Annotated in this window: 25 protein-coding genes; 12 read left to right on the forward strand and 13 right to left on the reverse strand. The window is 40.6% G+C overall.

Going from position 1 to position 23,816, the window contains the following annotated elements; genetic code table 11:
* Positions 1–70: 70 nt before the first annotated feature.
* Positions 71–1,336: an NADP-dependent isocitrate dehydrogenase gene (icd, locus tag L3Q70_RS07235; RefSeq protein WP_193988693.1), complete on the forward strand. Its 1,266-nt coding sequence runs from the start codon at positions 71–73 to the stop codon at positions 1,334–1,336.
* A gap of 5 nt (positions 1,337–1,341) precedes the next feature.
* On the opposite strand, the gene L3Q70_RS07240 is transcribed toward icd, so the two are convergent.
* Positions 1,342–1,785, reverse strand: coding sequence for a hypothetical protein (locus tag L3Q70_RS07240; RefSeq protein ID WP_193988694.1), 444 nt, complete (start codon positions 1,783–1,785; stop codon positions 1,342–1,344).
* Positions 1,786–1,896: 111 nt separating this feature from the next.
* On the reverse strand, positions 1,897–2,844 hold the full coding sequence (locus tag L3Q70_RS07245; protein WP_193988695.1) for a LysR family transcriptional regulator: 948 nt from the start codon (positions 2,842–2,844) through the stop codon (positions 1,897–1,899).
* Positions 2,845–2,949: 105 nt separating this feature from the next.
* Here L3Q70_RS07245 and aceK point away from each other — a divergent pair, with 105 nt between their 5' ends.
* The 4 genes from aceK (at position 2,950) to L3Q70_RS07265 (ending at position 6,489) form a co-directional block, all read left to right on the forward strand.
* The gene (gene aceK, locus L3Q70_RS07250; RefSeq protein WP_062568881.1) at positions 2,950–4,752 is read left to right on the forward strand and encodes a bifunctional isocitrate dehydrogenase kinase/phosphatase; all 1,803 of its coding nucleotides are present in this window, start codon (positions 2,950–2,952) and stop codon (positions 4,750–4,752) included.
* 62 nt (positions 4,753–4,814) lie between these two features.
* Positions 4,815–5,210: a hypothetical protein gene (locus tag L3Q70_RS07255; protein WP_193988697.1), complete on the forward strand. Its 396-nt coding sequence runs from the start codon at positions 4,815–4,817 to the stop codon at positions 5,208–5,210.
* Positions 5,211–5,218: 8 nt separating this feature from the next.
* The gene (locus tag L3Q70_RS07260; RefSeq protein ID WP_062568883.1) at positions 5,219–6,181 is read left to right on the forward strand and encodes a zinc-binding dehydrogenase; all 963 of its coding nucleotides are present in this window, start codon (positions 5,219–5,221) and stop codon (positions 6,179–6,181) included.
* Between the two features lie 53 nt (positions 6,182–6,234).
* Positions 6,235–6,489, forward strand: coding sequence for a DUF2999 family protein (locus L3Q70_RS07265; protein WP_062568884.1), 255 nt, complete (start codon positions 6,235–6,237; stop codon positions 6,487–6,489).
* A gap of 6 nt (positions 6,490–6,495) precedes the next feature.
* Here the strand turns inward: L3Q70_RS07265 and L3Q70_RS07270 are convergent, their stop codons facing one another.
* Positions 6,496–7,197, reverse strand: coding sequence for a PilZ domain-containing protein (locus L3Q70_RS07270; protein ID WP_062568885.1), 702 nt, complete (start codon positions 7,195–7,197; stop codon positions 6,496–6,498).
* 193 nt (positions 7,198–7,390) lie between these two features.
* Between L3Q70_RS07270 and lepB the strand changes: the two genes are divergently transcribed.
* Positions 7,391–8,050, forward strand: a complete 660-nt coding sequence (gene lepB, locus L3Q70_RS07275; RefSeq protein ID WP_083515298.1) for a signal peptidase I — start codon at positions 7,391–7,393, stop codon at positions 8,048–8,050.
* A 74-nt stretch (positions 8,051–8,124) separates the two neighbouring features.
* On the opposite strand, the gene metG is transcribed toward lepB, so the two are convergent.
* Positions 8,125–10,149, reverse strand: a complete 2,025-nt coding sequence (gene metG, locus L3Q70_RS07280; protein ID WP_062569395.1) for a methionine--tRNA ligase — start codon at positions 10,147–10,149, stop codon at positions 8,125–8,127.
* A gap of 176 nt (positions 10,150–10,325) precedes the next feature.
* Here metG and apbC point away from each other — a divergent pair, with 176 nt between their 5' ends.
* The 3 genes from apbC (at position 10,326) to L3Q70_RS07295 (ending at position 14,617) form a co-directional block, all read left to right on the forward strand.
* Positions 10,326–11,402 (forward strand): iron-sulfur cluster carrier protein ApbC, encoded by a 1,077-nt coding sequence (apbC, locus tag L3Q70_RS07285; RefSeq protein WP_237115140.1) that lies wholly within the window; start codon positions 10,326–10,328, stop codon positions 11,400–11,402.
* A gap of 3 nt (positions 11,403–11,405) precedes the next feature.
* Positions 11,406–11,993, forward strand: a complete 588-nt coding sequence (gene dcd / locus L3Q70_RS07290) for a dCTP deaminase (RefSeq protein ID WP_062568887.1) — start codon at positions 11,406–11,408, stop codon at positions 11,991–11,993.
* 128 nt (positions 11,994–12,121) lie between these two features.
* On the forward strand, positions 12,122–14,617 hold the full coding sequence (locus L3Q70_RS07295) for an EAL domain-containing protein (RefSeq protein WP_237115141.1): 2,496 nt from the start codon (positions 12,122–12,124) through the stop codon (positions 14,615–14,617).
* Here L3Q70_RS07295 and L3Q70_RS07300 read toward each other — a convergent pair.
* Positions 14,583–15,359 carry a CLCA_X family protein gene (locus tag L3Q70_RS07300; RefSeq protein ID WP_062568889.1) on the reverse strand — a complete coding sequence of 259 codons (777 nt, stop codon included), beginning with the start codon at positions 15,357–15,359 and terminating at the stop codon, positions 14,583–14,585. The genes L3Q70_RS07295 and L3Q70_RS07300 overlap by 35 nt on opposite strands.
* The gene (locus L3Q70_RS07305; RefSeq protein WP_062568890.1) at positions 15,359–15,958 is read right to left on the reverse strand and encodes a tRNA-uridine aminocarboxypropyltransferase; all 600 of its coding nucleotides are present in this window, start codon (positions 15,956–15,958) and stop codon (positions 15,359–15,361) included. The genes L3Q70_RS07300 and L3Q70_RS07305 overlap by 1 nt, the downstream gene beginning before the upstream one ends.
* A 122-nt stretch (positions 15,959–16,080) precedes the next feature.
* Between L3Q70_RS07305 and L3Q70_RS07310 the strand changes: the two genes are divergently transcribed.
* Positions 16,081–16,425 (forward strand): Hpt domain-containing protein, encoded by a 345-nt coding sequence (locus L3Q70_RS07310; RefSeq protein ID WP_062568891.1) that lies wholly within the window; start codon positions 16,081–16,083, stop codon positions 16,423–16,425.
* A 93-nt stretch (positions 16,426–16,518) separates the two neighbouring features.
* A complete protein-coding gene (locus tag L3Q70_RS07315) occupies positions 16,519–17,736 on the forward strand; it encodes a pyridoxal phosphate-dependent aminotransferase (RefSeq protein ID WP_062568892.1) in 1,218 nt (405 codons plus the stop codon).
* Positions 17,737–17,775: 39 nt separating this feature from the next.
* On the opposite strand, the gene L3Q70_RS07320 is transcribed toward L3Q70_RS07315, so the two are convergent.
* From L3Q70_RS07320 to L3Q70_RS07335, 4 genes are read right to left on the reverse strand one after another with little or no spacing between them, the layout of a single operon-like run.
* Positions 17,776–18,243: a glycine zipper 2TM domain-containing protein gene (locus L3Q70_RS07320; protein ID WP_062568893.1), complete on the reverse strand. Its 468-nt coding sequence runs from the start codon at positions 18,241–18,243 to the stop codon at positions 17,776–17,778.
* A gap of 12 nt (positions 18,244–18,255) precedes the next feature.
* Positions 18,256–18,867 carry a penicillin-binding protein activator LpoB gene (lpoB, locus tag L3Q70_RS07325; RefSeq protein WP_062568894.1) on the reverse strand — a complete coding sequence of 204 codons (612 nt, stop codon included), beginning with the start codon at positions 18,865–18,867 and terminating at the stop codon, positions 18,256–18,258.
* Between the two features lie 10 nt (positions 18,868–18,877).
* Positions 18,878–19,303, reverse strand: coding sequence for a YcfL family protein (locus L3Q70_RS07330; RefSeq protein ID WP_062568895.1), 426 nt, complete (start codon positions 19,301–19,303; stop codon positions 18,878–18,880).
* Positions 19,304–19,311: 8 nt separating this feature from the next.
* Entirely contained in the window at positions 19,312–20,676 is a 1,365-nt protein-coding gene (locus L3Q70_RS07335; RefSeq protein ID WP_237115142.1) for an adenine DNA methylase, read from the reverse strand.
* 138 nt (positions 20,677–20,814) lie between these two features.
* Between L3Q70_RS07335 and L3Q70_RS07340 the strand changes: the two genes are divergently transcribed.
* Positions 20,815–21,669 carry a DMT family transporter gene (locus L3Q70_RS07340; protein WP_237115143.1) on the forward strand — a complete coding sequence of 285 codons (855 nt, stop codon included), beginning with the start codon at positions 20,815–20,817 and terminating at the stop codon, positions 21,667–21,669.
* Here the strand turns inward: L3Q70_RS07340 and L3Q70_RS07345 are convergent.
* Genes L3Q70_RS07345 through L3Q70_RS07355 form a run of 3 tightly spaced genes read right to left on the reverse strand, consistent with a single transcriptional unit; the run spans position 21,653 to position 23,816 of the window.
* Positions 21,653–22,345, reverse strand: a complete 693-nt coding sequence (locus L3Q70_RS07345) for a M15 family metallopeptidase (RefSeq protein WP_237115144.1) — start codon at positions 22,343–22,345, stop codon at positions 21,653–21,655. The two genes, L3Q70_RS07340 and L3Q70_RS07345, sit on opposite strands and share 17 nt — an antisense overlap.
* Complete coding sequence (dapE, locus tag L3Q70_RS07350) at positions 22,342–23,472, reverse strand: succinyl-diaminopimelate desuccinylase (protein WP_237115145.1); 1,131 nt, start codon at positions 23,470–23,472, stop codon at positions 22,342–22,344. The genes L3Q70_RS07345 and dapE overlap by 4 nt, the downstream gene beginning before the upstream one ends.
* A complete protein-coding gene (locus L3Q70_RS07355) occupies positions 23,472–23,816 on the reverse strand; it encodes an ArsC family reductase (RefSeq protein WP_193988706.1) in 345 nt (114 codons plus the stop codon). The genes dapE and L3Q70_RS07355 overlap by 1 nt, the downstream gene beginning before the upstream one ends.

Genomic DNA, 23,816 nt, shown 5'->3' on the forward strand with positions numbered 1-23,816 from the left:
GCACAGGCGCAGACAGTGAGGTAAATCGTTGCTATTAATAGCTTTAAATAATAATCAATAAGAAGCGAATATGTCGTATCAACACATTTCCATCCCCGAGCAGGGAGAGCAAATCACGATTGACTCATCTGGCGTATGGCATATCCCTTCACATCCTATCGTTGCTTACATAGAAGGTGATGGAGTCGGGCAGGATATTACCCCTGTGATGCGCAGTGTTGTCGATTCTGCGGTGTACCATGCTTATCACGATGAAAAGAAAATTCATTGGATGGAAGTATTTAATGGTGAAAAAGCGGCTGTACTGTATGATGGTGATTGGTTTCCCCAAGAAACCTTGCACGCCGTTAGACAATACAAAATAGCGATTAAAGGCCCTTTAACAACACCCCTTGGAGGAGGTTTTCGCTCTTTGAATGTGGCCCTTCGCCATGAAATGGATTTGTTCGTTAATATGCGGCCAATTCGCAGCTATTCACGCCTTCCTTCGCCCTTAAAAGAGCCTGAGAAAACCAACATAACAGTCATCCGTGATAGTTCTGAAGATGTGTATTCGGGAATTGAATGGCAGGCAGGAAGCGTTGATAACGAACGCATGCTTGATTTTTTGTGTCAAGAAATGGGAGTAACCCGACTGAGGTTTGACACACAGTGTGGCATTGGTATCAAGAATAGTTCAAAAGACGGGGCTGAGCGTTTGATGCGTTATGCTGTTAATTATGCACTTCAACAAAAAAGCGACTCACTGACGGTGGTGCACAAAGGTAATGTGCTTAAATTTACCGATGGTGCCTTTAAACGATGGGCGTTTGCCCTTGCAGAGCAAGAATTTAATGCGCTTCCTCACGAAAATGGTCGTTGGTTAGTTATCAAACGCGACGGCTTAAGTGATTTAACTATTAAAGAAGTGATTGCTGATAATATGTTGCAACAAGCCCTACTGACCCCAGAGCAATTTGATGTGGTTGTTACAACGAATCAAAACGGCGATTACTTAGCAGATATGTTAACAGCGCAAGTAGGTGGAGTTGGCATTATGCCTGCGGCAAATTTAAACAACGACGTGGCATTTTTTGAACCTACTCATGGTACCTTTAATCGTATTGCTGGCGAGAATACTGCAAACCCAACAAGTAGCATTTTAAGTGCAGTGATGATGCTACGGTTTATGAAATGGCATGAAGCGGCAGATAAAATAGAGCTGGCATTAGAATCAACTTTGGCTGCGAATGAAATGACTTTTGATTTGGCGACTCATTCGGCCGGTGCGACGATGCTTAGTTGCAGTGACTTTGCAAAAAGCATCATCGCTCGAATAAGGAATTCAAGTAAATAGACATATTAAGCTGCATTGGCGCTTTTAACTGCGTAGACACAAGGCTTTCCTGTGAGTTCAGCTGCACGTTGATAAATACGCTCAGCACCTGGCTCATTGCTTGTTATGCCTGTTAGTGTATCCATTAAAGCAACAACTAAAATAGCAGGCACTTGGCAGCAATATTCGTCAAGAACCGCCGTCGTTGTTTGTGCATCAACATGGCAATGTGGATGTGTACGCACTGTGCTATACGCTGTTAATAATGTGTCTGCTTGTAAAACATCATCTTCTTGATGTTTAGTTTTACGGCATTGACAACCAAACTCATCAACCATAGTGGCAAGTGTTTGATAAATATCTTCACAAGCGAGGTCACTTTTTTTACAAAGCTGCTGCTCGATGAATGCGTGTAATTGACCATTAATGTAAAGGCCGTCCTGTTGAGTGAATTGCGCTGAAGTTTCCATAATTATCTTCTCTTTGTTTATGTGCTTAACTTCACTCTAGCGCCTCAATCATTATTTATGAAATTGTTGTTTTCAATAACTGATATTGATTTTATCAATATTGTGGTGGTTTTACCGATCTGCCACTGTGCTTGCAAAAGCAATAAGTTCTCTGCGCAGCCATTGATGTGGGTTTGAATGATGCAATAACGGACTCCACAGCATTTTCACTTCAATCGGTACGATTTGAAATGGCACAGGGCTTATGACTAAATCAGTATGCTTTACTAATAACATGGCTTGTCGGCGAGGCAGGGTTGCGATGAGATTTTTTGATTGGCACAGTAAACTTGCAACCATGTAATGGCGGGTAAACACACGAATATTGCGAGTTTGTTCTAATTGCCATAACGCTTCATCAACCCAACCTAACTTTTGACTGCCAGATTTATTTGTTAGCGCCGTTTCTGCACCCCAGCCTGCACGGTTTACCCATATATGCTCTTGTTTTAGGTAGCTCTCAAGTGATTGTGCTTGTAGATAAGGGTTGTCGGGATGGCTTAAGCAGCAATAATTATCACGCCAAACACTGGCCTGATGAAAAGAGCGAGGAAGGCCGTTGAAGCGGTTAATCGCCAAATCGATCGTACCTTTTTCCATGTCTTGTAGGGTTACGTCACTGGGGCTCAAAATATCAAAATTAAGACCAGGATTTTTTTCTAGCTGCTGTGTGATAAATGGCGCAATAAGTGTTGATTCAAGGTAGTCGTTTGCCATGATCCGAAAAGTAACACTAGCCGTGCTAGGGTCGAATAGTTCACTTGGCTGAGTAATTTCTTCTGCCATTTTTAACAGCGATTCTATTTCAGGCTTAAGACTTAAGGCTTTCGCTGTAGGAGTCATTGCGCCCGCGGCTCTTACTAAGAGTGGGTCATCAAATAAATCACGCAGTCGCTTCAGTGCGTTACTCATCGCCGGTTGTGTTAGGGCAAGTTTATTTGCAGCCTTAGACACACTTTGCTCGTCGATGAGCACATTTAGATACACTAAAAGGTTGAGGTCAACATGCCTAATATTCATCTGATCAATCTTATTTATTCTTGCTATTAATTATCTAAATTTAAGCGTGCTTGCTATGGTGTGTAAACAGCACCATTAAAATAATCAGTATAAGCGACATTAATAATGCCAAATGAAGTTATACAACAAAAAACGCAATCAGAGCAATTAACACAGGTTATAGCCACTAAGCTTGCACGTGCAGTCTTCGCAGGCTTTGAAGCTATGTTTGCGGAGTTTTTAAATATTACTTTAGGTGCACAAAGTCGTTTTGAGCAGTGCCAATGGCAGCAAGTTCAACAGATGATGAAGTTACGCTTACAAGTCTACGAAGGGCAAGTGAGTAAAGTTAGCAACGCTGTAAAAATCATTGCATATAGTGAAGTGGATGACCCTGCACTTTGGCTTTTAGCGAAACAGATTTATGGTGAGATGGTACAAAACCATGAAAATCAGCCTATTGCTCACACATTTTTTAATTCGACATTTGGCGCTATTTGGGACTCTCGAAAGATCCGTAATGTTCATTTATTTGTTTTAAAGGCACGTTATCGATTAGGGCCTAGACCATTTGATTCTTTAGTGAGTCGCATCTCACTCAAAGATGGTTTCGATGAGGCAGTCTCGTCATTAATTAAGCGCCATGTATTTCGGGTCGGTTATGCAAACTTTGACGATGATGTAGTGCTTTTGCAGCGCACACTGATTGCAGGTGCCAAACATCAATGCCCACAAGTATATCAATTACTTACACTTAACGATGGTTACATTGAGTATGCCAACTCCTTATTTTTTAGAAATAAAGCGTGCTACATAATAGGTCGATGCATTGCAAAAAATGGCGATAACATGCCATTTGCCATTGCATTATTAAATACAGAGCGAGGCCTCGAGATTGATGCTGTGATGATGGGAGCTGACCAACTGAGCTTACTTTTCGGTTTTGCACGCACTTATTTTATGGTGGATACGGACCAGCCAGCTCGTTACATTGATTACTTAAGTGTGTTAATGCCTCATAAGCAACGTTTTGAACTATTCAATGCGATAGGATTTATTAAACACGCAAAAACAGAGTTCTATCGTTACAAAGTAGATACGACTCGCAGCAGTCCTAGTGATGATAAATATGTAATTGCCCCTGGTACACCGGGGATGGTGATGTTAGTGTTCACAACACCTTGCTCAGATTATGTTTACAAAGTAATAAAAGATAGGTTCAACGCACCAAAAACAGCCACTAAAAAGCAAGTCATGGCGAAATACGATTATGTAAAACAAGCAGATCGTGTGGGCCGCTTGGTTGATACACATGAATTTCGTTATCTTGCTTTTGACTTGAGCCGTTTTAGTGATGAGTTATTACAAACGATGCAGCAGCAAATCGGTGATAGTTTAGTCATATCTGGCAATGCACTCATCCTTCGTCATGTTTACGTAGAGCGCAAAATGACACCACTAAATTTGTATATTAAGCAATGCGATGAACGAAAGCTCGAACAGGTGATGAACGATTACGGAAAAGCAATTAAGGAGCTTGCCGGTGCGAATATCTTCCCAGGAGATATGTTAATGAAGAACTTTGGTGTGACGCGATGGGGGAGAGTGGTGTTTTATGATTATGACGAAATTTGCCCATTGACTGATTGCAACTTTAGAGAATTACCGCAAACAGATGATGCGTTAGACGAGCTCAATAGTGATAGTTATTTTGATATTGCTGATAACGACATTTTTCCTAGTCAATTCAATGTATTCTTTAGTGCTAATGAAGCCGCATTTGCGTTCTTTAATCATCACCACCATGATATTTTTACCGCAACCATGTGGCAAGATATTCAAAGAGCAATAAATAATGGTCAACTATTTGATGTATATCCTTATAAACAGTCTTGGCGTTTTTCACAGATGAGAAAATCTCAACCTTAAATCCTTAATTGGAACAAAGAACTAACGTAAGCTAAGGAGTTGATAAAACAAGGACAGAGATAATGAAAAAAATAACGCTTATTGCAAGTTTGCTACTTAGTATCAATGTGAATGCCAATCCATTACTTGGCAGCTGGCAGTTTATTGAAGGAAAGTATGCTGTTGAAGATGGTTATGTGACAGCGAAAGCCCCCGAATTGAGCTCGGTAAAATTAATCACTGACTCTCATTTTAGTTACATAACACAAAAAAATGGCCAATTTCACTATGCTGGTGGTGGTGAATATATTCTTAAAGAGCAACAATTTATCGAAACATTTTCCTATGGTAATGTACCTTCATTATTAGGAAAAACGATGGCATTTGATTACAAAGTTGAAGGCGATGTTTGGCACCATACTTTGTACGAAAATGGCAAATTGATTGAAGCCGAAACATGGCGACGCATTACAAAATAGGGGCTGCTATGCGCTACATTAAGCACGAAGATTCAAACTTACACTTTGCACACATCAACCCTCCAGAGATAAAACCACACGAGGTGTTAGTTAAGGTCGCCGCTATTGGGGTTAATCGTGCTGACTGCATGCAGCGACAGGGAAAGTATCCTGCCCCTGCAGGAGATAGCCCTATATTAGGACTTGAATGTGCAGGAGTGGTTGTTGAACAAGGTAGCAAAGTGACTAAAGATTGGCTAAATCAGCGGATTTTTACTTTGTGTGCAGGGGGGGCTTATAGCGAATATGTAGCGGTAGATGCGGCTCAAATAATGCCCTTAGCTGAGTCAATGACCATGGCACAAGGGGCTGCGATAAGTGAGGTCTATTTGACGGCTTATTCTGCCTTGTTTCAATTTGGTGGTCTTAAAGAAGGACACACTGCACTTATTCATGCAGGAGCCAGTGGGGTAGGCGGTGCAGCAATTCAAATGGCGAAAAGCATCGGTGCGAATGTCGTGGTGACAGCAGGAAGTGAAGAAAAGTGTCATCATGCAAAAGCAATGGGGGCTGATCATGCTATCAATTATAAAACAACCGATTTTGTCGAGTATATGAAAAACAATGAGCTCACAGCGAATACCATTGTTGATCCAGTCTCTGGTAGCTACTTGAACAAAAACGCCCATGTTGCAGCCATGGATTGCCAAATAGTTATGCTGGCATTTTTGGATAACCGCTTTGCAGAGGTTGATTTCGCTCGATTGCTTAGTAAACGAATTTCTTTTCATGCTTCTACGCTAAGGAATCGCAGCAATGAATTTAAGCGTACTTTGCGCGACCAGTTTATTTCACGTTTTTATGACACATTAGCTGCTGGTGGCTTTGATTATAATATTTATAAAACGCTCAATTGGGCACAGGCAAGTGAAGCGCATCGAATTTTGGATAACAACGAAAACGCAGGCAAAGTAGTGTTATTAGTTGAATAACACCAAAACGCCCATATAATTTCTTTACATTCAAAGTCTAAGTAAAGGTTAGTATGAACCCGATTATAGAAACTCTAAAAGAACATAATGTTAGTGACGAACAAGTGCATGCCTTATTCAGTGCTTTCTTAGAAAACCCAATGATGGCGATGGCGCAAATACAACAACTAGGTATCCCGCCAGAAAAACTGCAGCAGTTAATGGCTTTAGTAATGACACAGCCGAATCTAATTAAAGAGGCGGCTGAGTCACTCGGTATTAATGCTGAGCAAGTTGAGCAGGCTAAGCAACAGTTTAAAAATCAATAAATTAGTTTAATCTATATCAATTGCATAAGCTTCCAGTAGCTTGTGCAATTTATATTGCTCATCTTCGGCAAACTCAATACCAACATTTAATCGATCGCCTTTCATTTGATTGTTTCTAATGTATGCCCTAATAACTTGCGTAGAGCTATCTTGCGGCGAAAGGATATGTACAAAGACTTGGCGACGTTTTAGAGCTAAAAAGCCGGTTTTGACATGGATAGCAAAGCGACAACCTGTCGGCGAAATATCAATAATCAGCCCATGCAACAATGTTTTATCATCATCTGATGGGTTTTCGGTTACGCTAATTTTTGCAGGGATATGAGTTTGTAACCTGCTTGCTTCACGTAGTTGGCGACTTTCAATATTTTTTGGGTAAGCTAAATACATCAAACGTTCAGGGCGAACGGTTAATGCAATGATATTGGTTGTGAAAGCAACACACTCACCGCGTTGATCTTCAACGATGTAGCGCACAATAGCACCATTGCCTTCAACTAGCACATCTTTGAAATCATTTTTACCAACTTGTGCAGGGCACTTCAAAATTAAGTACTTTCCGGTTTCATAGCCAACAAGTGTTAACTTAAATCGAATAGAAATAGGGTTACTAAACTGTAAATCAATTAGCTTGCCAGGCAAGAGGTCTAAGAAAAAGGGTGACTTGTTTGCTAACTGAGGTGCTGTTTTTTCTTTTGTAACATCCATTTACGGGTATTTTGTGATTATTATTTTCTTTAGTATCTGTTATTCGGAACATAAAATCACTACTACAAAATGATGAAATTAATTTTTGACTTTAATACTTATTATTTTGTTACATTTTATACTGAACTTGCAGTTGGCCAGCGACGTCTTAATTGACGAATCAAATTTAAATTAACGGGTTCTAGGAGGGAAGATGAGAAGATTATATAAACTTTGGAAAAATAACCGCTCGCTCATTATCTTTATTTGTTTAATGAGCGTATTCAGAAGTGCTGTGGCTGATTGGTATGAAGTACCTACTGCTTCAATGAACCCAACAATTGTTGAAGGTGATCGGATTCTAACAAATAAAATGGCTTATGATTTGCGGCTTCCTTTTACTCATACTTCCTTAATGAGAACAGCTGAACCTGAAGTGGGAGATATCATTGTTTTTGACTCTAAAGCAGCTAATAATCGTCTAATTAAGCGAGTAATTGGTTTACCGGGTGATACCGTCAGTATGATTAATAATGAGCTGATCATTAATGACCAAGCAATCAGCTACACAAAGTTAAAAGAGAATGATATTGAGCAAACTTTAATAGAGAACTTGCCTAGCGCGGCACATGTTATTCAGGTTTCAAAAACGCCTTCTTTGGTACAGCACTTTTCTAAAGTGACTATTCCTAAGGATATGTATTTAGTAATGGGCGATAATCGTGACAACAGTGCAGATTCCAGAGTAATAGGTTTTGTGCCTCGAGATGAGCTACTTGGTAAAGCGAATAAAGTCATCGTGTCACTTGATTATGATAATAATTATTTTCCACGCAAAGAACGTGTTTTAAAGGATTTGTACTCAGCTCCTTAATTTCAGCCAAAATTTTCAGACAAAATAAAACCGTTGTGTCTAAAAACACAACGGTTCTTTTAAGAGCGATAAGATTACATTACGCGCATGCCAGGCTCTGAGCCTTCGTCAGGGTTAAGAATATAAATTTCTTTACCGCCAGGGCCTGCTGCTAATACCATGCCCTCAGACATACCAAAACGCATCTTACGAGGCTTAAGGTTTGCTACCATTACCGTTAGCTTTCCTTCAATGTCTTCTGGTGCATACGCAGATTTAATACCTGCGAATACTTGGCGAGTTTCGCCACCTAAATCTAACGTCAGTTTTAATAACTTATCTGCGCCTTCAACGTGTTCTGCTTTGGCAATTTTCGCTACGCGTAAATCAACTTTCGCAAAGTCATCAAACTCAATCTCTGGGCTAATTGGCTCTTTTGCCAATGGGCTGTTTGGGTCGATTTTATCTTTTTCAGCCACAAGGCTTTCTTTAGATTCTTCAATCATTTTGTTTACTTTATCCATTTCTACACGTTGCATTAACGGTTTGAATTTATTGATTGCGTGACCTTTAAGTGCCGTTTTAGCGCCTTGCCATGCTAAATCGTCATTTAAGAAGGTTTCAACATTAGCTGCCATGCCTGGCAGAACAGGTTTTAAGTAAGTGATAAGTACACGGAACATATTTAAACCAAGTGAGCACACATCATGCGCTTCTTGTTGTTTAGTTTCGTCTTTAATTAACACCCATGGAGCTTTAGCATCAATAAACTGGTTGGCTTTATCTGCAAGCGCCATAATCTCACGAATAGCACGGCTGTATTCACGATTTTCGTAGTGATTAGCGATACTGTCTGCGGCATTTTGGAATTCACCTAGTAATGCTTCGTCCATAACTGTGTCGCTTAATTTTCCGTCAAACTTTTTAGTGATAAAGCTGGCACAACGGCTCGCGATATTAACAACTTTACCTACTAAATCTGAGTTTACACGCAGTGCGAAGTCTTCAAGGTTTAAATCAAGATCAGTAATGCCACCGTTAAGCTTTGCAGCATAGTAGTAACGTAAGTACTCTGGATCTAGGTTATCAAGGTAAGTGCGAGCTTTAACAAAAGTGCCTTTAGATTTTGACATCTTGGCGCCATTTACAGTCACAAAACCATGGGCGAAAACGTTTGTAGGTTTTCTAAATTTTGCGCCATCAAGCATTGCAGGCCAGAATAAGCTATGGAAATAAATGATGTCTTTGCCAATAAAGTGGTAAAGCTCAGCATCGGAATCTTCAGCCCAAAATGCATCAAAATCGATGCCTTTTTTATCACATAGATTTTTGAAACTCGCCATGTAACCGATTGGTGCATCTAACCAAACATAAAAGTACTTGCCAGGCGCACCCGGAATTTCAAAACCGAAGTAAGGCGCATCACGGCTAATGTCCCATTGTTGAAGGCCATCAGCAAACCATTCATCCAATTTATTGGCCATTTCTTGTTGGATAGAACCTGAATGCAACCATTCTTTTAACATGCCTTCAAATGCCGGTAGGTCAAAGAAGTAGTGTTCAGAGTCTTTTAATACAGGCTCTGCGCCCGACATCACTGAACGCGGATTAATAAGCTCAGTCGGACTATAGGTTGCGCCACATGCATCACAGCTGTCGCCATTTTGGTCTTCAGATTTACACGTAGGGCATGTGCCTGTTACGAATCGGTCAGGTAAGAAAATACCTTTCTCTTGGTCAAAAAGTTGCGAAATAGTGTGCTTTTTGATGTGACCAGCGTCATTTAAGCGGTTATAGATAAGTTCACTAAGCGCTTTATTCTCGTCACTGTGGGTACTGTGATAATTATCAAATTCGATATTAAAATCAGCAAAGTCGCGTTGACGTTCAATGCTGACATTTTTAACCATCTCTTCAGGCGTGATCCCTTGCTTCTGCGCATTAAGCATAATTGGAGTGCCGTGAGCATCGTCTGCACAAACATAGTAGGTCTCATGACCTTGTTGCTTCTGAAAACGTGCCCAAATATCAGTTTGTATATATTCTAATAAATGACCTAAGTGAGTCGGGCCATTGGCATAAGGTAATGCGCTAGTTATGAGGATCTTTCGCTGTGCCATAATCATTCCGAATTGAGGATAACCGCCTTTAAAATACGCGATTATCATATTTTAACCACCTATTTGTCAGTCTATGCTTAACAAGCAGGTGATATTTATTAATTGTCTGGTTTTAATGCTTTGAATGTTACATAATTCCGTGGCACTTTTCATCAAAGAAACGCTATTTTATTGCTATGTTTGGACTGTCAAAAATATTCTCTGGAAAATCGACTGAAAAAGCACCGATGCTTGAGGCATTGGCTGCTTATCGAAGTAGTGCTTTTGCGATAGGCATAGAACAAAGCTGGGTGAAAGATATTCAGCAAACTGATGGCAAAAGTTGGCATGTTAAGCTTGTTCTGCCTTTTGCAGGGCTGGGTGAAATTCATGATATTGAAGCATTCATCAACCAAAAGTTGGCTTGTAAAGTAACGATTGAAGCCCAGGTGAAACTGTCAGAAGCTAGTAAGTTTAAGCAGATTAAACATATTATACTCGTAGCTTCCGGTAAAGGTGGAGTTGGTAAATCGACTACGGCAGTTAATTTAGCAGCGGCACTTCAACAAGAAGGCGCTAAAGTGGGGATATTGGATGCTGATATATATGGCCCATCTATTCCACAGTTGCTTGGCTTGCAGGGCGCTGAGCCAAAAACAGCAGACAATAAACATCTACTGCCTTTTGAAGCACATAACCTCAAAGCGCAATCAATAGGTTTTTTAGTTCCGAGTGATGATGCGACTGTGTGGCGTGGCCCCATGGCTTCGGGGGCGCTTAATCAGCTGTTAAATGAAACCGATTGGGGAGAGCTAGATTATTTGATTGTCGATATGCCCCCAGGCACTGGCGATATTCAATTGACTATGAGCCAAAAAGTGCCAGCCAGCGGCACTGTGATCATCACAACACCTCAAGATTTAGCATTAGCAGATGCACAAAAAGGTATCGCAATGTTTAATAAAGTAAATGTGCCTGTATTGGGTCTTATCGAAAACATGAGTTACTTTTTGTGTGGTCACTGTGGAGAACCAAACCATGTGTTTGGGAAAGATGGTGCAGTTACTTTAGCTCATCGTCATGGTGTGCCTGTACTTGCGACAATTCCACTAGCAACAGAGATTCGTGAAAGTTCTGAACAAGGTCACTTAATTGCGCAAAATAACGCAGAAAGTATTAGTGAAACATACAAGACAGCAGCACGCGTACTTGCGAGCAGTTTATATTACCAACAAGCGCAAAGCGCTGTTGAGATTGTTATAACGGATGATTAATAAATGAGATTATCAGATACCCATATTCAACAATACATTAATGATGGCCGTATTGTTATTGAGCCCTCGCCAAGTAAGGCAATGATTTCAGGAGTCACAGTCGATTTACGCTTGGGTAATAAGTTTCGTGTTTTTCAGGATCACACCGCCGCCTATGTCGATTTGAGTGGACCAAAAGATCAGCTAAATAAAGCGATGGAATCAATAATGAGTGATGAAATCGTGTTAAATGAAGATGAGGCTTTTTTCCTACACCCAGGTGAACTAGCACTCGCAATTACTTACGAAAAAGTGACTCTACCAGCTGATATAGTGGGTTGGCTTGATGGGCGTTCATCTCTGGCGCGACTTGGCTTGATGGTGCACGTAACAGCACACCGTATTGACCCAGGTTGGTCTGGCAACATTGTACTGGAGTTTTATAACTCTGGAAAATTGCCACTTGCACTGCGTCCAATGATGAAGATAGGGGCAATGAGTTTTGAAACAATGACGAGTCCTTCTGAGAACCCATATAACACACGTAAAGATGCAAAATATAAAGATCAAAACTCCGCTGTAGCAAGTCGTATTAGTGACGATAGCAAGTAAAGTCTAATGCGGTGGTTTATTTGACCGCCGCAAATCCCTCCTTATTTATATAATTAGTTCCTATAAAATTGGCAATTTAAGCGCTTAGATCCCATACTTTTATCTATGTTTGGTGGCACGGAGCTAAGATGCATTCATATAACATGCGCGTAGTAAGGTTTTATAAACAACTCGCTTGTGCGATATGTGCTATCTTGCTGTGTGTTTTATCCTTCTCAAGTTTTTCCTCTCAACTGCCTATTTGGTTGTTTCAGTCAAATGAGCCACTGAGTGTTTTGGCAGATAAACTTGATGAAAAACTGATTACACAAAGAAAATTACCCGCGAACAATACCGATACTCTTCGTATTAAAGCCAACCAATCATATTGGATGGTTATCGATTTACATCAACTGCCACATGCGCAAACTTATGTCGCCTATCTAGCTGAACCTAATTTAATGTGGAAGAAGTTTTATATTTTAGACAGTGCCTCAACAGCGAAAAATGATGCGCGGTTAATACCCTTACCAAGTTTATCAAATGTAAGGCCTCACTGGCTTATTGAGCATAGGTCTGAAAACCGTTGGGCATTGGTTAATTTTCAGCACGACAGGGATATCAACTTGCAATTAGGGGTCGTAAATTCCGAACGGTTTGAAATTAATTTACATAAAACAATACTGAGTTACGGTGCAATTATTGGTGTATTACTTATTTGTATATTTGTTTGCCTTGTCTACTATGCTGTTTCTAAAAGAGTAAAGTATTTATTTTTAAGTACGTACTTTGCTTTGGTAGGTATGAGCTTTTTAATTGATAACGGCTTAAGTGGTTATTTAGTTTCGGGTCTTGGCTGGTCGACCAAATGGCCTTTTTATGAATTTTCCCTTGGTTTTGTAAGTTACTTTTTATACGAGTTTTTAAATATTAAAAATAGCCGAAGCGGTTTAAATCAAACATGGTTAGTGGCAATAGTCATGTTTTTTGCTATTGCCTTGATGACATCATTCTTACCTGCATTTAATTTAAGCTGGGTTTATATCGTCAGCTGTAGCTGCTTTATTGTGTTGTCGGTTACGACGGCAGTTATATTAAACAAGCAGGAAAATCATCCAAGCTTGCTGCGTCAATGTATGCTGATAATTCTCTCATGTCAGTTTGCGAGTTTGCTTATTTGGAATGGTTTTGGTTTTGGAAAGCATGTAATACAAGATATTGTGCTATTGATAGGTTCATTGGCAATTTGTACGGTTTTATTGCTCAAAGACAGGCATCGCATAGCGTCATTTAACTATAGCCTCACCCATGATGCTGATACTCAATTACCTAACAAGCAATTGTTACTCGATGAAATGGTAAAAAAAGTCTCACAGAAGCAGCATTTTGCAATTATGCTGTTTAGGCCGCATGTGTTAACCAATGCACGGGCAACATTTGGTTATGACCATGCTAATCAGTGTATAAATACGACGCTTAATGCCCTCACTCAACAGCTTCAGTCAATTAATGCCCTAAAGTTAGAAACGCGTTCGGAGCAAGGGGTGTGGATTGCACGAATTGACGACAGCATTTTCGCGTGTGTCATTTTAGGGGAGCTTGAGCTTAGTCATATTGAACAGTTTGCTTGTGTTATACATGGGGTGTTTGAAGAGGGGATTTCGCATAATAATATCAAGTTAGTGGATTCCGTTGATATTGGTGTAGCGTACTACCCAATGCATGGCAATACCGCGAAACAAATTTTGCAATGTGCTATTCAAGCTATGAGTGAAAAGCAGGTTCAAGGTGAGCGCTGGCGAATGTTTGACTTAGAAAATGCGCGCTTGTCTGAGCAGCGTTTACTTATTGCAGCCTCACTAAAGAGTGCAATTGAAGAAGACCAACTAGCACTGTATTTTCAACCACAAGTTTGCTTAAAAACAGGGAATGTTGTCGGTTGTGAAGCCTTGCTGCGTTGGCAGCATCCCGCCTTAGGAGCGATTAGTCCAGAAGTGTTTATTCCTATTGCTGAATCATCAGGCGTTATTAATCAGTTAACAGAGTGGGTGGTAACGCGGGGAATTGAGTGGCAAGCAATATTTACTAAGCACATCCCAAATCATGTTATCTCTATTAATATATCAGCTAAAGACTTACTCAATAAAGATTTACCAGTGCTATTTATCACTAAGTTGAATGAGCAAGGTGTTGAGCCAAGCAGTGTGATGCTCGAGCTGACTGAATCAGCTACGTTGGAAGAGAGTAAAAAAATTAAAGTATTACTCAATGACTACAGACTCATCGGTGTTAAATTGGCTATTGATGATTTTGGCACTGGTTATTCTTCTTTGGCTTATTTAAGCCAACTGGGCTTTGATGAAGTAAAAATAGATAAGCAGTTTGTACTTAATTTGCAGTTTTCTAACAACGATAAAAGTATCTGTAAAGCAACCTGCGATATTGCAACGACACTAGGTGCGGAGGTGGTTGCCGAAGGGATTGAGGATGAGCAGAGTTTGGCTATTTTAAAAAGCTATGGCTGCCAAGTTGGTCAGGGATACTATTTTGCAAAGCCAATGTCTGCAGATGACTATGTGAGTTGGATCCAAAATTTCAAATCAATTGATATCAGCCTCGATGTAAAAGCGCACCTAGTTGATTAAAGTACAAGTGCATCATCTCAGTACATTGTAATGCATGGGTATCACTTGGGTATATTAAACCACTATCATTTAAGCCACTGACTAAGAAGGTATTAGTAATTGTTGTGTGTGTTGAAATACATTTTTCAAAACAACGTGCTGCTAGCTCTTCAGGCATGCTCATATACAGTTGCTGCATCGCTTTATCAAATTTAATGGATTGGTTTACATAGTCATTTGGATTTTTTCCATCAATATCTAAAAAAATATGCTGGAAAAATTGATCTAAGTAGCGATTTAACTGATGAGATAAGTTGGGGGTTTGTTGCAACCATAGAGCAGAGCAAAACTGCATGCTTTGCCGTTGTGGAAACATGTGCTGACAAATATGGTGGTCAAATGCATGAAACCACTCATGGGCAAGTGCTCCACCGCCTGCATTTTTAGCAAGAGCGAGAGTTTGACTATGCGCATTATAGTGAGCTTGTACGCCTTTTTGGCCACCATGACCAAATGCAAAATTTAGTTTTTTGCGCAGCCCAATCGCTTCAGGCGGTAATTGCAGAATTTGCGCAAGGTCTGCAAGTGCGTCATAGATGAGATTAGCTGCCAACAATCGCTCTTGTTTGTTAACCCAGTTACCCACAATCATGGTTCTAAAACCAAACGTATCACGAATTTCATCAAAGTCGACTTGATCATCAAATCGATAATTAGGGCCTTGACGGTTAAACCCTGCACTCAATCGTTTAGACACTCGCATTACAAGTAACGTGCCTTTACATGTTCTGGCATATGTTGAGTTTGTTTATCTATAAGTGCGTTAAGTAATTGATATAGAGGAGATACATCACAGTTTTCAATTAAGGCCAAGCTATGTGCCACGGCCTCTAAAGTCGATAAGCTATCAGCACGAGGTGCTTTACGTATTGTGTACTTGTTAGCAGGTAAGTGGTTGAAGCTGACGGCCTTAAATGACTCTAGGGTTGGGGTGAGTTTTAATATTTTAAATGCTTTTTTCCATGTCCCGTCAATCACGATTAAATGGGTCAATGAGCTTTTAAAGTCGTGCATAGCTTGACCTGAATCATCAAGCTTTAAAGAGTCATCACTTGGGTATAAAACGGCTGTTGTTGTTTTAGGGAGACTGGCTAGCACAGAGAAATCATTCTCAGACTCACCTTGAATAATTTCACAGTTCTTCAGCCCTAGTTGTAAAAGTCTTGCTGTGTTTTTAGCGACTTTTTCTTCACTTGGATGACGTAATATAATGATTTTTAGTTTATTATTAATTATGTTTATCGCATCGCATAGACATGTTCTTATCGAAAAGCCACAATGTGGGCAGAGTTCTCTAGCCATATAAACTTAGGTAAATTACTAATTTTTGCCTAGTATACATCAGTAAGAAGTAGTTTGCTTTTTTGATGTAAGCAACTAAAGTTGCGACTAGAGGGGATTATGTTTTTAATTAAGGGAAAAAGATGACGACGATCACAATAGACGAAAGTGCACTTGAAGGTATGGAATCGCTTTTAGGTGATCAATTTGCCGACACCTTGACCTTTTGCTGCAGTGAGTTTCAACGACTGAGCAATGAGGCACTCACTTGTATTGATGTTGATAATGAATCAGCGGCACGTCATGCACATAGCTTAAAATCTAATGCTGCTCAATTTGGCGCTATGAGTTTATCAGAACTTGCCCGTGAAATAGAGCAGGATCTCAATGAAGGGCAAGTGAGCAAAGCAAAAGCAAATTCACAAAACTTACAAGCGCAAGTTGAAGGCTCGCAAGAAAAATTGCAAGCATGGCTTGCTGCTCGCTAAAAACTTGAATTTATTTCAGTTATAACCTCAAAAATCCACTAGCGTGGTTGCCCTTTACTAGGTTAGTCTAAAGATTAATTAGTAGAGGTAACCATGTCACAAATAAAAAAGAGTCACAAACTAAACGGTGTCTGTTATGACATCCGTGGGCCTGTGCTTGCACAAGCTCGAAAAATGGAAGAAGAAGGGCAAAAAGTATTAAAACTTAACATTGGCAACCCTGCTGCCTTTGGCTTTGATATGCCTGAAGATATGCATAAAGATATCATCCGTAACTTGTATTCGGCCCAAGGCTACTGTGACTCTAAAGGCCTCTACTCAGCCCGTGTGGCTGTTTATCAACACTACCAGCAACGCGGTTTGTTTAATCTTGATGTCGATAATATCTATATCGGCAATGGGGTCAGCGAATTAATTCAAATGACCACACAAGCATTACTTGATAATGACGACGAAGTGCTTATTCCGGCACCGGATTATCCGCTATGGACGGCATCAGTTAAGTTAGCAGGGGGCAACCCTGTGCATTATCTTTGTGATGAAGAGCAAGATTGGTTTCCTGATATTGCGGATATAAAAAGTAAGATTACGTCAAAAACAAAGGCATTGGTGCTTATTAACCCGAATAACCCTACTGGGGCGGTGTACAGTGATGATCTTTTGATGGAGCTTATCAATATCGCCCGTGAGCATAAGCTATTATTATTAAGTGACGAAATTTACGAGAAAATTTTATACGATGGGGTTACCCATAGCTCCATTGGTGCACTGTGTGATGATGTACCCATTATTACTTTTAATGGTTTGGCTAAAACATACCGTGCTGCGGGTCTTCGTATGGGCTGGATGGTATTAAGTGGCCGCACCAGTATGATGGAAGATTTAAGTCGTGGTCTTGATATGTTGGCATCTATGCGCTTATGTGCAAACGTGCCTGCACAATATGCCATTCAACAGGCGTTAGGGGGTGTGCAGTCGATTGATAATCTGATTAACCCAGGTGGGCGATTGTATGTGCAACGTGATATAGCATGGCGTGGTTTAAATGCTATTGATGGCATTAGCTGTAAAAAACCAAAAGGGGCACTCTATGCATTTGCGAAAGTGGATACGGCGCACTTTAATATCAAAAACGATGAACGTATGATTTTAGATTTACTCAAAGCTGAGAAAATCTTGCTTGTGCATGGGCGCGCCTTTAATTGGCCAGATCCTGATCATTTCAGATTGGTATTTTTACCAAACAAAGATGATTTAACCGAAGCGATGAGTAAAATGCAGCGTTTTTTTGCTGACTACAGGCAAAGTTAAAAAAGCGAGCTTCGGCTCGCTTTTTAATTTCATTACAGATCAATAAGCTTTATCAACACGTACAGTATTGTCAGTTAGGTAGACTAAGCGGACCTTATCTCCTTGATTAAAGAGCATTTGGTTGTCTTTGTCTTGTACAACCATGTACTGTTCGCCATTTTCGACTTTGATCATTAACTCAACTAGCTGATATTGCACAACACGACTTGTTTGCTGACGGTTGTGAGCAACAGAGCCTCCAATCATTGAGCCCAAAATAGTCGCTACTGTACGGCCACTGCCGCCGCCAAATTGATTACCAATGACACCGCCAATAAGCGCACCGCCAAAGGTTTCCCAGCCGTTAGTTTTGTCTTTGACCAGTTCTTGTTCTGTTATCATTCTCACTGACTCTACAGAACCAAACAACACTTGCTGCACAGGAACAGCTTTGTTGCGTTGATAGTCGGCGTAACTTGGCGCGCTTAGTAATACACACGCAGTCAATAAACTAATCAGGTATTTCATATGTCCTCCTGACTACCAGCCAAAAGTTGATTTCTCACGTGTTTTACGAATTTCAGTTTCATCTGCCCATTCAACTAGGCCGCTTTTTAAGTCCATTAAGCGCATTGTAAATTTGTAATAGACATCAGACTTATCAGCATTTGATTTTACGATGCTCGATAGGTTGCCATATAGCATGTATTGTGCGCCCACTTGCTGCCCAAACGCGATTGCTGTATTTGGGTTGACTAGCGGGTCAACGTTCTGAAAGTTGAGTTGCTCACGAACAGCTTCAACGCGGGTCATATCAACAAAACGGAACTTACCACTGCGAAGTAATTGTGTAGAGATGGAATCGGTAATGGATTCTGTATCAATATGTTCACTGGTTTTGTTTTTAATACGTTCTACAAACACGATAGGGCGGCTATTCGCTGTAAGCGTACCAACCACAGGCGAGGCAAGCAATGAATTAGTCATTTGGCTCGCCACTTTTTGTAAGTCTGTTGAACCAAAGTTGACATCAACTGTTTCAACCGCCTGAGCGTCACCATAGCTAACGACCGCTTTATTAGCACAACCAGAAAGCATCAGAGTGCTTGTTATTGCGATGGCCGCAGCCGACTTAACAGAAATTAATTTCATGGTAGTATCCTTAATCTTCAAATTCTTGTGCTTCTGTTGACACTTCACGCACAGCAAGCGAGAAGGTAACAGCATTTGCTGTCGGGGCTAAGCCCGGTAATTGAGTTTTTGCAAAACCAAATAGCTTGATAGCTTGCCAAGGGGAGTGGTTGCCTCTAATCATAAACCCATCAGCGTCGTACCAAGTGAATTGGTATTGCAGATACTGTGACTTTTTGTACTGACTAGCCAGTGTTACCACAACATCAGTTAGGCCGTTGGTTTGTCTGGTTTTAACGTCTGTTATGGCAAGTTTCTTAGCTAATTCAGGGTTATCGATAATTAATTGCTGGTTATACTGTTGACCTGTTTGCTCAACACCGATACCAGATGTGGTTGGGCGTGAGGAGCATGCCGTAACAAGCAAAATCATTAAAAGTGGCAGTATGTGTTTCATTATTGCTCCTAGAGTTGGACTATATGAGAGTCAAAATAGTTATTAATAGACGTTAGAAAGATAAAGGTTAACCCTTGCTTACTAACAGTAAAATCAAGGTCGTTATGTCCTTTGATTTTCAAAGTATGTGAACCTGAAGCTAAACGTGTTCGAGCGATACTTAGTTGGCTTGGAAGAGTTGACCAACTGCGCGTATCCGCTTGCTCGGAGGCAAGGTTGTAAATATTTGCTAAAATATTGCCCACATCTCCGCCACTTCTTGCAAGTTCAGCGCGCATTTTTTCTTTCGCAATAAGTCGCAATACCTGGCGTGATATACGACCAGCGCTTTGATCTTCAAGTGTTTTGGCTGCTAACGCTTCAAGACGAACTATCGGTTTCAGCTCCAAGCTTTTGTCTTCTAGTTGCACTGTGTTTTCAGTTACCGAGAAGGGCGTATCTGCATAAATAGGCAGTGCTAAACTATAAAATCGGGCATCACCTCTGGAGGTGTAAATAGGCAGCCTTAAATTGAAAGCATGTTTTTGGGCAATGAGGCCTTGCTCTGCAATAATAATGACCTGTCCGTGATTCTTATCCGTAACACTTAGCTCACCATATTGTTGGCTGAAACGCTCATACTCTTGGGCAAACCCTTGCTTTTTAGCGAGTCGCAAAACATCTTGTTGAAGATATTGATTATCTGGATTTATTTCTAATGCCTTTTTGTAATCAATATAAGCATCATCAAATTGTTTATTTGCCTCATAAAGCACTGCTGATAAGTAGAAAGTAAAGGCATTTTGAAAACCATTTTTTACATTACCAATTAATGCATCCATACTTGGATAACCTTGCGCTGCTTTTTTTGCTTGTTCATCAAAAATGGCTTGGTTTTCTTTTAGTGCGTCCTCTTGTACTTTATTTGCTCGTCTTACTTCTACAAGTGCCGATTCCAATTGCGAATTAAACACATAGCTGAGTGCTTTATAGCTGTGCAGCATAGTCATCTCATAGGCTGCGGGCTGATAGCTTATAACAGTATCATTTGTTAAAAGCGAGTTGCTTTGTTCTAACCCTGCGCTAAGTTGTAATTTAGCAGCTTGGCGCTTATCTTCTACACGTTTGTAAATTGTCTCGAATGTTTCATTCGATGCGTCGTTTTGCTGGGCTAAAAAATCCAGTCGCGCACTTTCTAACTGATTCAGTAAGTAATTGCTGTGCGATGAACTCGCACTAGGTAATAATTGCTTAGCATTGCTAATATTATTTTGCCTGACAGCTTGTCGTACAGGCTTAAGCTGCGTTGCATAATCTTGGAATAGATCAGTAATACCTATGGTGCTGCAACCTGATAAAAAGCTAACCGCTCCTATAAACAAACATCGACGCACTGAGCACTCCTTTTAAACACTTTGATTAGATTAGCATATGCGCCTTAACCTTCTATGATAAATTATGTAAAAAATCGTAAGTTATTGACGATAAAACGGGTCTCTTATACGAATAAATAGAATAAGGATAACTGAATTTTGTTTGCCACTATCTTATATACATTTTTAGCGCTCAGTGCCTTTGCTGCAAACTCACTATTATGTCGAATGGCATTGCACAGCGGGGACATTGACCCTTGGAGCTTTACAGCAATTAGGCTATTTAGTGGTGCCATCATGCTACTCTTACTTTTTAGCTGGCAAGTAAAAAGAGTGGCAAGCGACGAGTCTGTCGATAAAGGAAATAATATAAGTGCTGTAAGTTTGTTCATCTATGCCGTTTGTTTTTCAGTCGCTTACGTAGAACTTGATACTGGAACGGGGGCACTAATTTTGTTCTCGGCAGTACAGTTGACGATGATAGGCTACAGTATTTTCAATAAAGAGCGCTTATCGTTATTGCAGTGGGTTGCTTTAATTGTTGCATTCGCTGGATTCATTTACTTAATGTTACCTTCAGCAGCTGTCCCTTCTTTATTACCTGCCATCCTTATGACATTAAGTGGTGCGGCATGGGGAGTATATAGTATTCGCGGTAAACAATGTCGCGCTCCTTTACAAGCCACAACGTTTAACTTTTTAAGAAGCCTTATTTTTGTACCCGCGCTTATTTTTGCCGCTTTTTTTCAATGGCCTTCTATCTCTTTCAGCGGTATCGCGCTTGCAGTTGCGTCTGGGGCGTTTGCATCTGGTGTGGGTTATAGTATTTGGTATTTGGCCCTACCAAAGCTAAAAAGTAGTCAAGCTGCTGTTGTGCAATTGACAGTGCCTGTACTTGCCATTGTTGCAGGAATGGTTTTTTTAAACGAACAAATTACATTGCAATTAATGGTAGCAAGCGCCCTTATTTTAGGCGCTGTATTGGTGTTTTTACTTACTAAAAAGCACGTTTAGGTTGGTTAATATTTGTTACGAAGCGCTCATACAGGCTGCTGAGGTTTTCTAGCACCGCATGTTTACCTGCAATTTCGCTGTTTGTAATTCTGTCTTTTAATGTGTTTAAGGATAAGTACTGCATCATCACTTGGGATTGTGTAATATGACTAATATGCCAAGGTTCTGGTGCAACACCTCCTTTATATTCTTGATAAGGGCGATAAAAACCATAGCGCTCGAGATTCTGCTCAAGCCAGTCGTTAAGCTCAGCAAATGGGCCATCACACGCGTATTCATCAGGTGTAAGCTGAAGCTGGTAGTCATCATTAATCGCATTTGCGTCGTAAATATCGAGATCGGTGCCAAAATGGTGTCTGCTTGCTCCTGGTAGAGCTGAATAAAGCATGATTGCATGGCACTTTTGTGTATCACTAAGACTCTGTAAGTCCAAAATTTTTTGATCAAGAGTATAAACAGGACGCAAAGCTTGAAATTTCGCATTCCAAATAGCGCTTTGACGCTGAAAATCGCGAAAGCTTGAGGCAATCGCAAGTTCAATACCTGCTTTTTTAGCTGCCTGTTGTAGCGCCAAAAAATCATCAACAATATCAACATGCAAACGATGTTTTTGTAGCTCGACTAAATGCGAACTACTTAACCCAGTTGCGCAAAGTGCTAATTCAGCCTGGTTCATGTTAGTAGTTGCTCTAAAATCGCTTCGTAGATATCTGCAAGTTGAATTAAATCATCTGTACTGACACACTCATCTACTTTATGAATCGTTTCGTTACGCGGGCCAAGCTCAATGACTTTGGCACCTGTTTGGGCGATAAAGCGGCCGTCAGATGTTCCACCTGTGGTTTCAAGCGCTGTGTCGCGCCCAGTTACCTGCTTAATAGCGCTTACTGTTGCATCAACCAGTGGACCATGATCGGTTAAAAACGGTAGTCCATTTACTATCCAATTGAGTTCGCAATTAAGGTCATGCTTTTCAACAATATCAACTACTCGTTGCTGAAGTTGCTGATGGGTAACTTCAGTGCTAAAGCGGAAGTTAAATTGAATTTCAAGCTCACCAGGGATCACATTACCAGCACCTGTGCCGCCATTAATATTTGAAACCTGAAAGCTTGTTGCAGGGAAAAACTCATTCCCCTGATCCCACTCGGTTTGACTCAACTCAGTTAAAGCAGGGGCAGCTAGGTGAATTGGGTTTTGCGCTAGGTGCGGGTAAGCAACATGGCCTTGCACACCTTTAACGGTTAAAAAGCCAGTTAAAGAACCACGACGACCATTTTTAACCACATCACCCAGCTCATCTCGTGACGATGGCTCGCCAACAAGGCACATATCAATTTTTTCTCCACGTGCTTCTAGGGTGTCGATCACACGCGTCGTGCCGTTGATAAATGGGCCTTCTTCATCAGAGGTAATTAAAAACGAAATTGAGCCTTTATGGTCTGGGTGCTTAGCCACAAAGCGTTCAGTAGCAATAACCATAGCGGCTAAAGAGCCTTTCATGTCGGCGGCACCACGACCATGTAGTATGCCGTCTTTTACCAGTGCTGAAAAAGGCGGGTGCTGCCAATTTTTTGCAGGGCCTGTGGGGACAACATCTGTGTGACCTGCAAAACAAAAGTGTGGTGATTCTTTACCTTTACGTGCCCATGTATTTAATGTGTCAGTGAAAAACAGCGACTCAATATTAAAGCCCAGCTTTTCAAGGCGCTCGTTCATTAACGCTTGGCAACCGGCATCTTCAGGCGTCACTGATTCACGCTGAATAAGTGCTTGAGCAAGTTCAATAACAGGGTGAGTCATTAGGCAAAAATCTCATCATATTGAGCTGCTTTAAAACCTAAATGGTATTGGCCGTTATGAACCAGTACAGGTCGCTTGATCATCGCAGGTTGTTCCACAAGCAATGCTAACGCAGATTCTTTATCTAAATTTTGTTTTTGTTCATCAGATAATTGACGGTATGTTGTACCACGTTTATTTACTAAATCCTGCCAATCAATATGCTGTGCAAATTCATTAATAAGCTCAGCAGTGATACCGTCTTTACGGTAGTCATGGAAAGTGAACTCCTGATTGTTATCAGATAAATATTTTTTCGCTTTTTTAATTGTATCGCAATTGCTGATACCGTACATGATAGTCAT

It is taken from the genome of Pseudoalteromonas sp. CF6-2, from assembly GCF_021729425.1.
GTDB classification, from domain to species: Bacteria; Pseudomonadota; Gammaproteobacteria; order Enterobacterales; family Alteromonadaceae; genus Pseudoalteromonas; species Pseudoalteromonas arabiensis.

What these genes read in the sequence shown, in the direction of transcription:
- icd (WP_193988693.1), top strand. Translation starts at nt 71, where the DNA reads ATGTCGTATCAACACATTTCCATCCCCGAGCAGGGAGAGCAAATCACG.
- L3Q70_RS07240 (WP_193988694.1), bottom strand. Translation starts at nt 1,785, where the DNA reads ATGGAAACTTCAGCGCAATTCACTCAACAGGACGGCCTTTACATTAAT.
- L3Q70_RS07245 (WP_193988695.1), bottom strand. Translation starts at nt 2,844, where the DNA reads ATGAATATTAGGCATGTTGACCTCAACCTTTTAGTGTATCTAAATGTG.
- aceK (WP_062568881.1), top strand. Translation starts at nt 2,950, where the DNA reads ATGCCAAATGAAGTTATACAACAAAAAACGCAATCAGAGCAATTAACA.
- L3Q70_RS07255 (WP_193988697.1), top strand. Translation starts at nt 4,815, where the DNA reads ATGAAAAAAATAACGCTTATTGCAAGTTTGCTACTTAGTATCAATGTG.
- L3Q70_RS07260 (WP_062568883.1), top strand. Translation starts at nt 5,219, where the DNA reads ATGCGCTACATTAAGCACGAAGATTCAAACTTACACTTTGCACACATC.
- L3Q70_RS07265 (WP_062568884.1), top strand. Translation starts at nt 6,235, where the DNA reads ATGAACCCGATTATAGAAACTCTAAAAGAACATAATGTTAGTGACGAA.
- L3Q70_RS07270 (WP_062568885.1), bottom strand. Translation starts at nt 7,197, where the DNA reads ATGGATGTTACAAAAGAAAAAACAGCACCTCAGTTAGCAAACAAGTCA.
- lepB (WP_083515298.1), top strand. Translation starts at nt 7,391, where the DNA reads ATGAGAAGATTATATAAACTTTGGAAAAATAACCGCTCGCTCATTATC.
- metG (WP_062569395.1), bottom strand. Translation starts at nt 10,149, where the DNA reads ATGGCACAGCGAAAGATCCTCATAACTAGCGCATTACCTTATGCCAAT.
- apbC (WP_237115140.1), top strand. Translation starts at nt 10,326, where the DNA reads ATGTTTGGACTGTCAAAAATATTCTCTGGAAAATCGACTGAAAAAGCA.
- dcd (WP_062568887.1), top strand. Translation starts at nt 11,406, where the DNA reads ATGAGATTATCAGATACCCATATTCAACAATACATTAATGATGGCCGT.
- L3Q70_RS07295 (WP_237115141.1), top strand. Translation starts at nt 12,122, where the DNA reads ATGCATTCATATAACATGCGCGTAGTAAGGTTTTATAAACAACTCGCT.
- L3Q70_RS07300 (WP_062568889.1), bottom strand. Translation starts at nt 15,359, where the DNA reads ATGCGAGTGTCTAAACGATTGAGTGCAGGGTTTAACCGTCAAGGCCCT.
- L3Q70_RS07305 (WP_062568890.1), bottom strand. Translation starts at nt 15,958, where the DNA reads ATGGCTAGAGAACTCTGCCCACATTGTGGCTTTTCGATAAGAACATGT.
- L3Q70_RS07310 (WP_062568891.1), top strand. Translation starts at nt 16,081, where the DNA reads ATGACGACGATCACAATAGACGAAAGTGCACTTGAAGGTATGGAATCG.
- L3Q70_RS07315 (WP_062568892.1), top strand. Translation starts at nt 16,519, where the DNA reads ATGTCACAAATAAAAAAGAGTCACAAACTAAACGGTGTCTGTTATGAC.
- L3Q70_RS07320 (WP_062568893.1), bottom strand. Translation starts at nt 18,243, where the DNA reads ATGAAATACCTGATTAGTTTATTGACTGCGTGTGTATTACTAAGCGCG.
- lpoB (WP_062568894.1), bottom strand. Translation starts at nt 18,867, where the DNA reads ATGAAATTAATTTCTGTTAAGTCGGCTGCGGCCATCGCAATAACAAGC.
- L3Q70_RS07330 (WP_062568895.1), bottom strand. Translation starts at nt 19,303, where the DNA reads ATGAAACACATACTGCCACTTTTAATGATTTTGCTTGTTACGGCATGC.
- L3Q70_RS07345 (WP_237115144.1), bottom strand. Translation starts at nt 22,345, where the DNA reads ATGAACCAGGCTGAATTAGCACTTTGCGCAACTGGGTTAAGTAGTTCG.
- dapE (WP_237115145.1), bottom strand. Translation starts at nt 23,472, where the DNA reads ATGACTCACCCTGTTATTGAACTTGCTCAAGCACTTATTCAGCGTGAA.
- L3Q70_RS07355 (WP_193988706.1), bottom strand. Translation starts at nt 23,816, where the DNA reads ATGACTATCATGTACGGTATCAGCAATTGCGATACAATTAAAAAAGCG.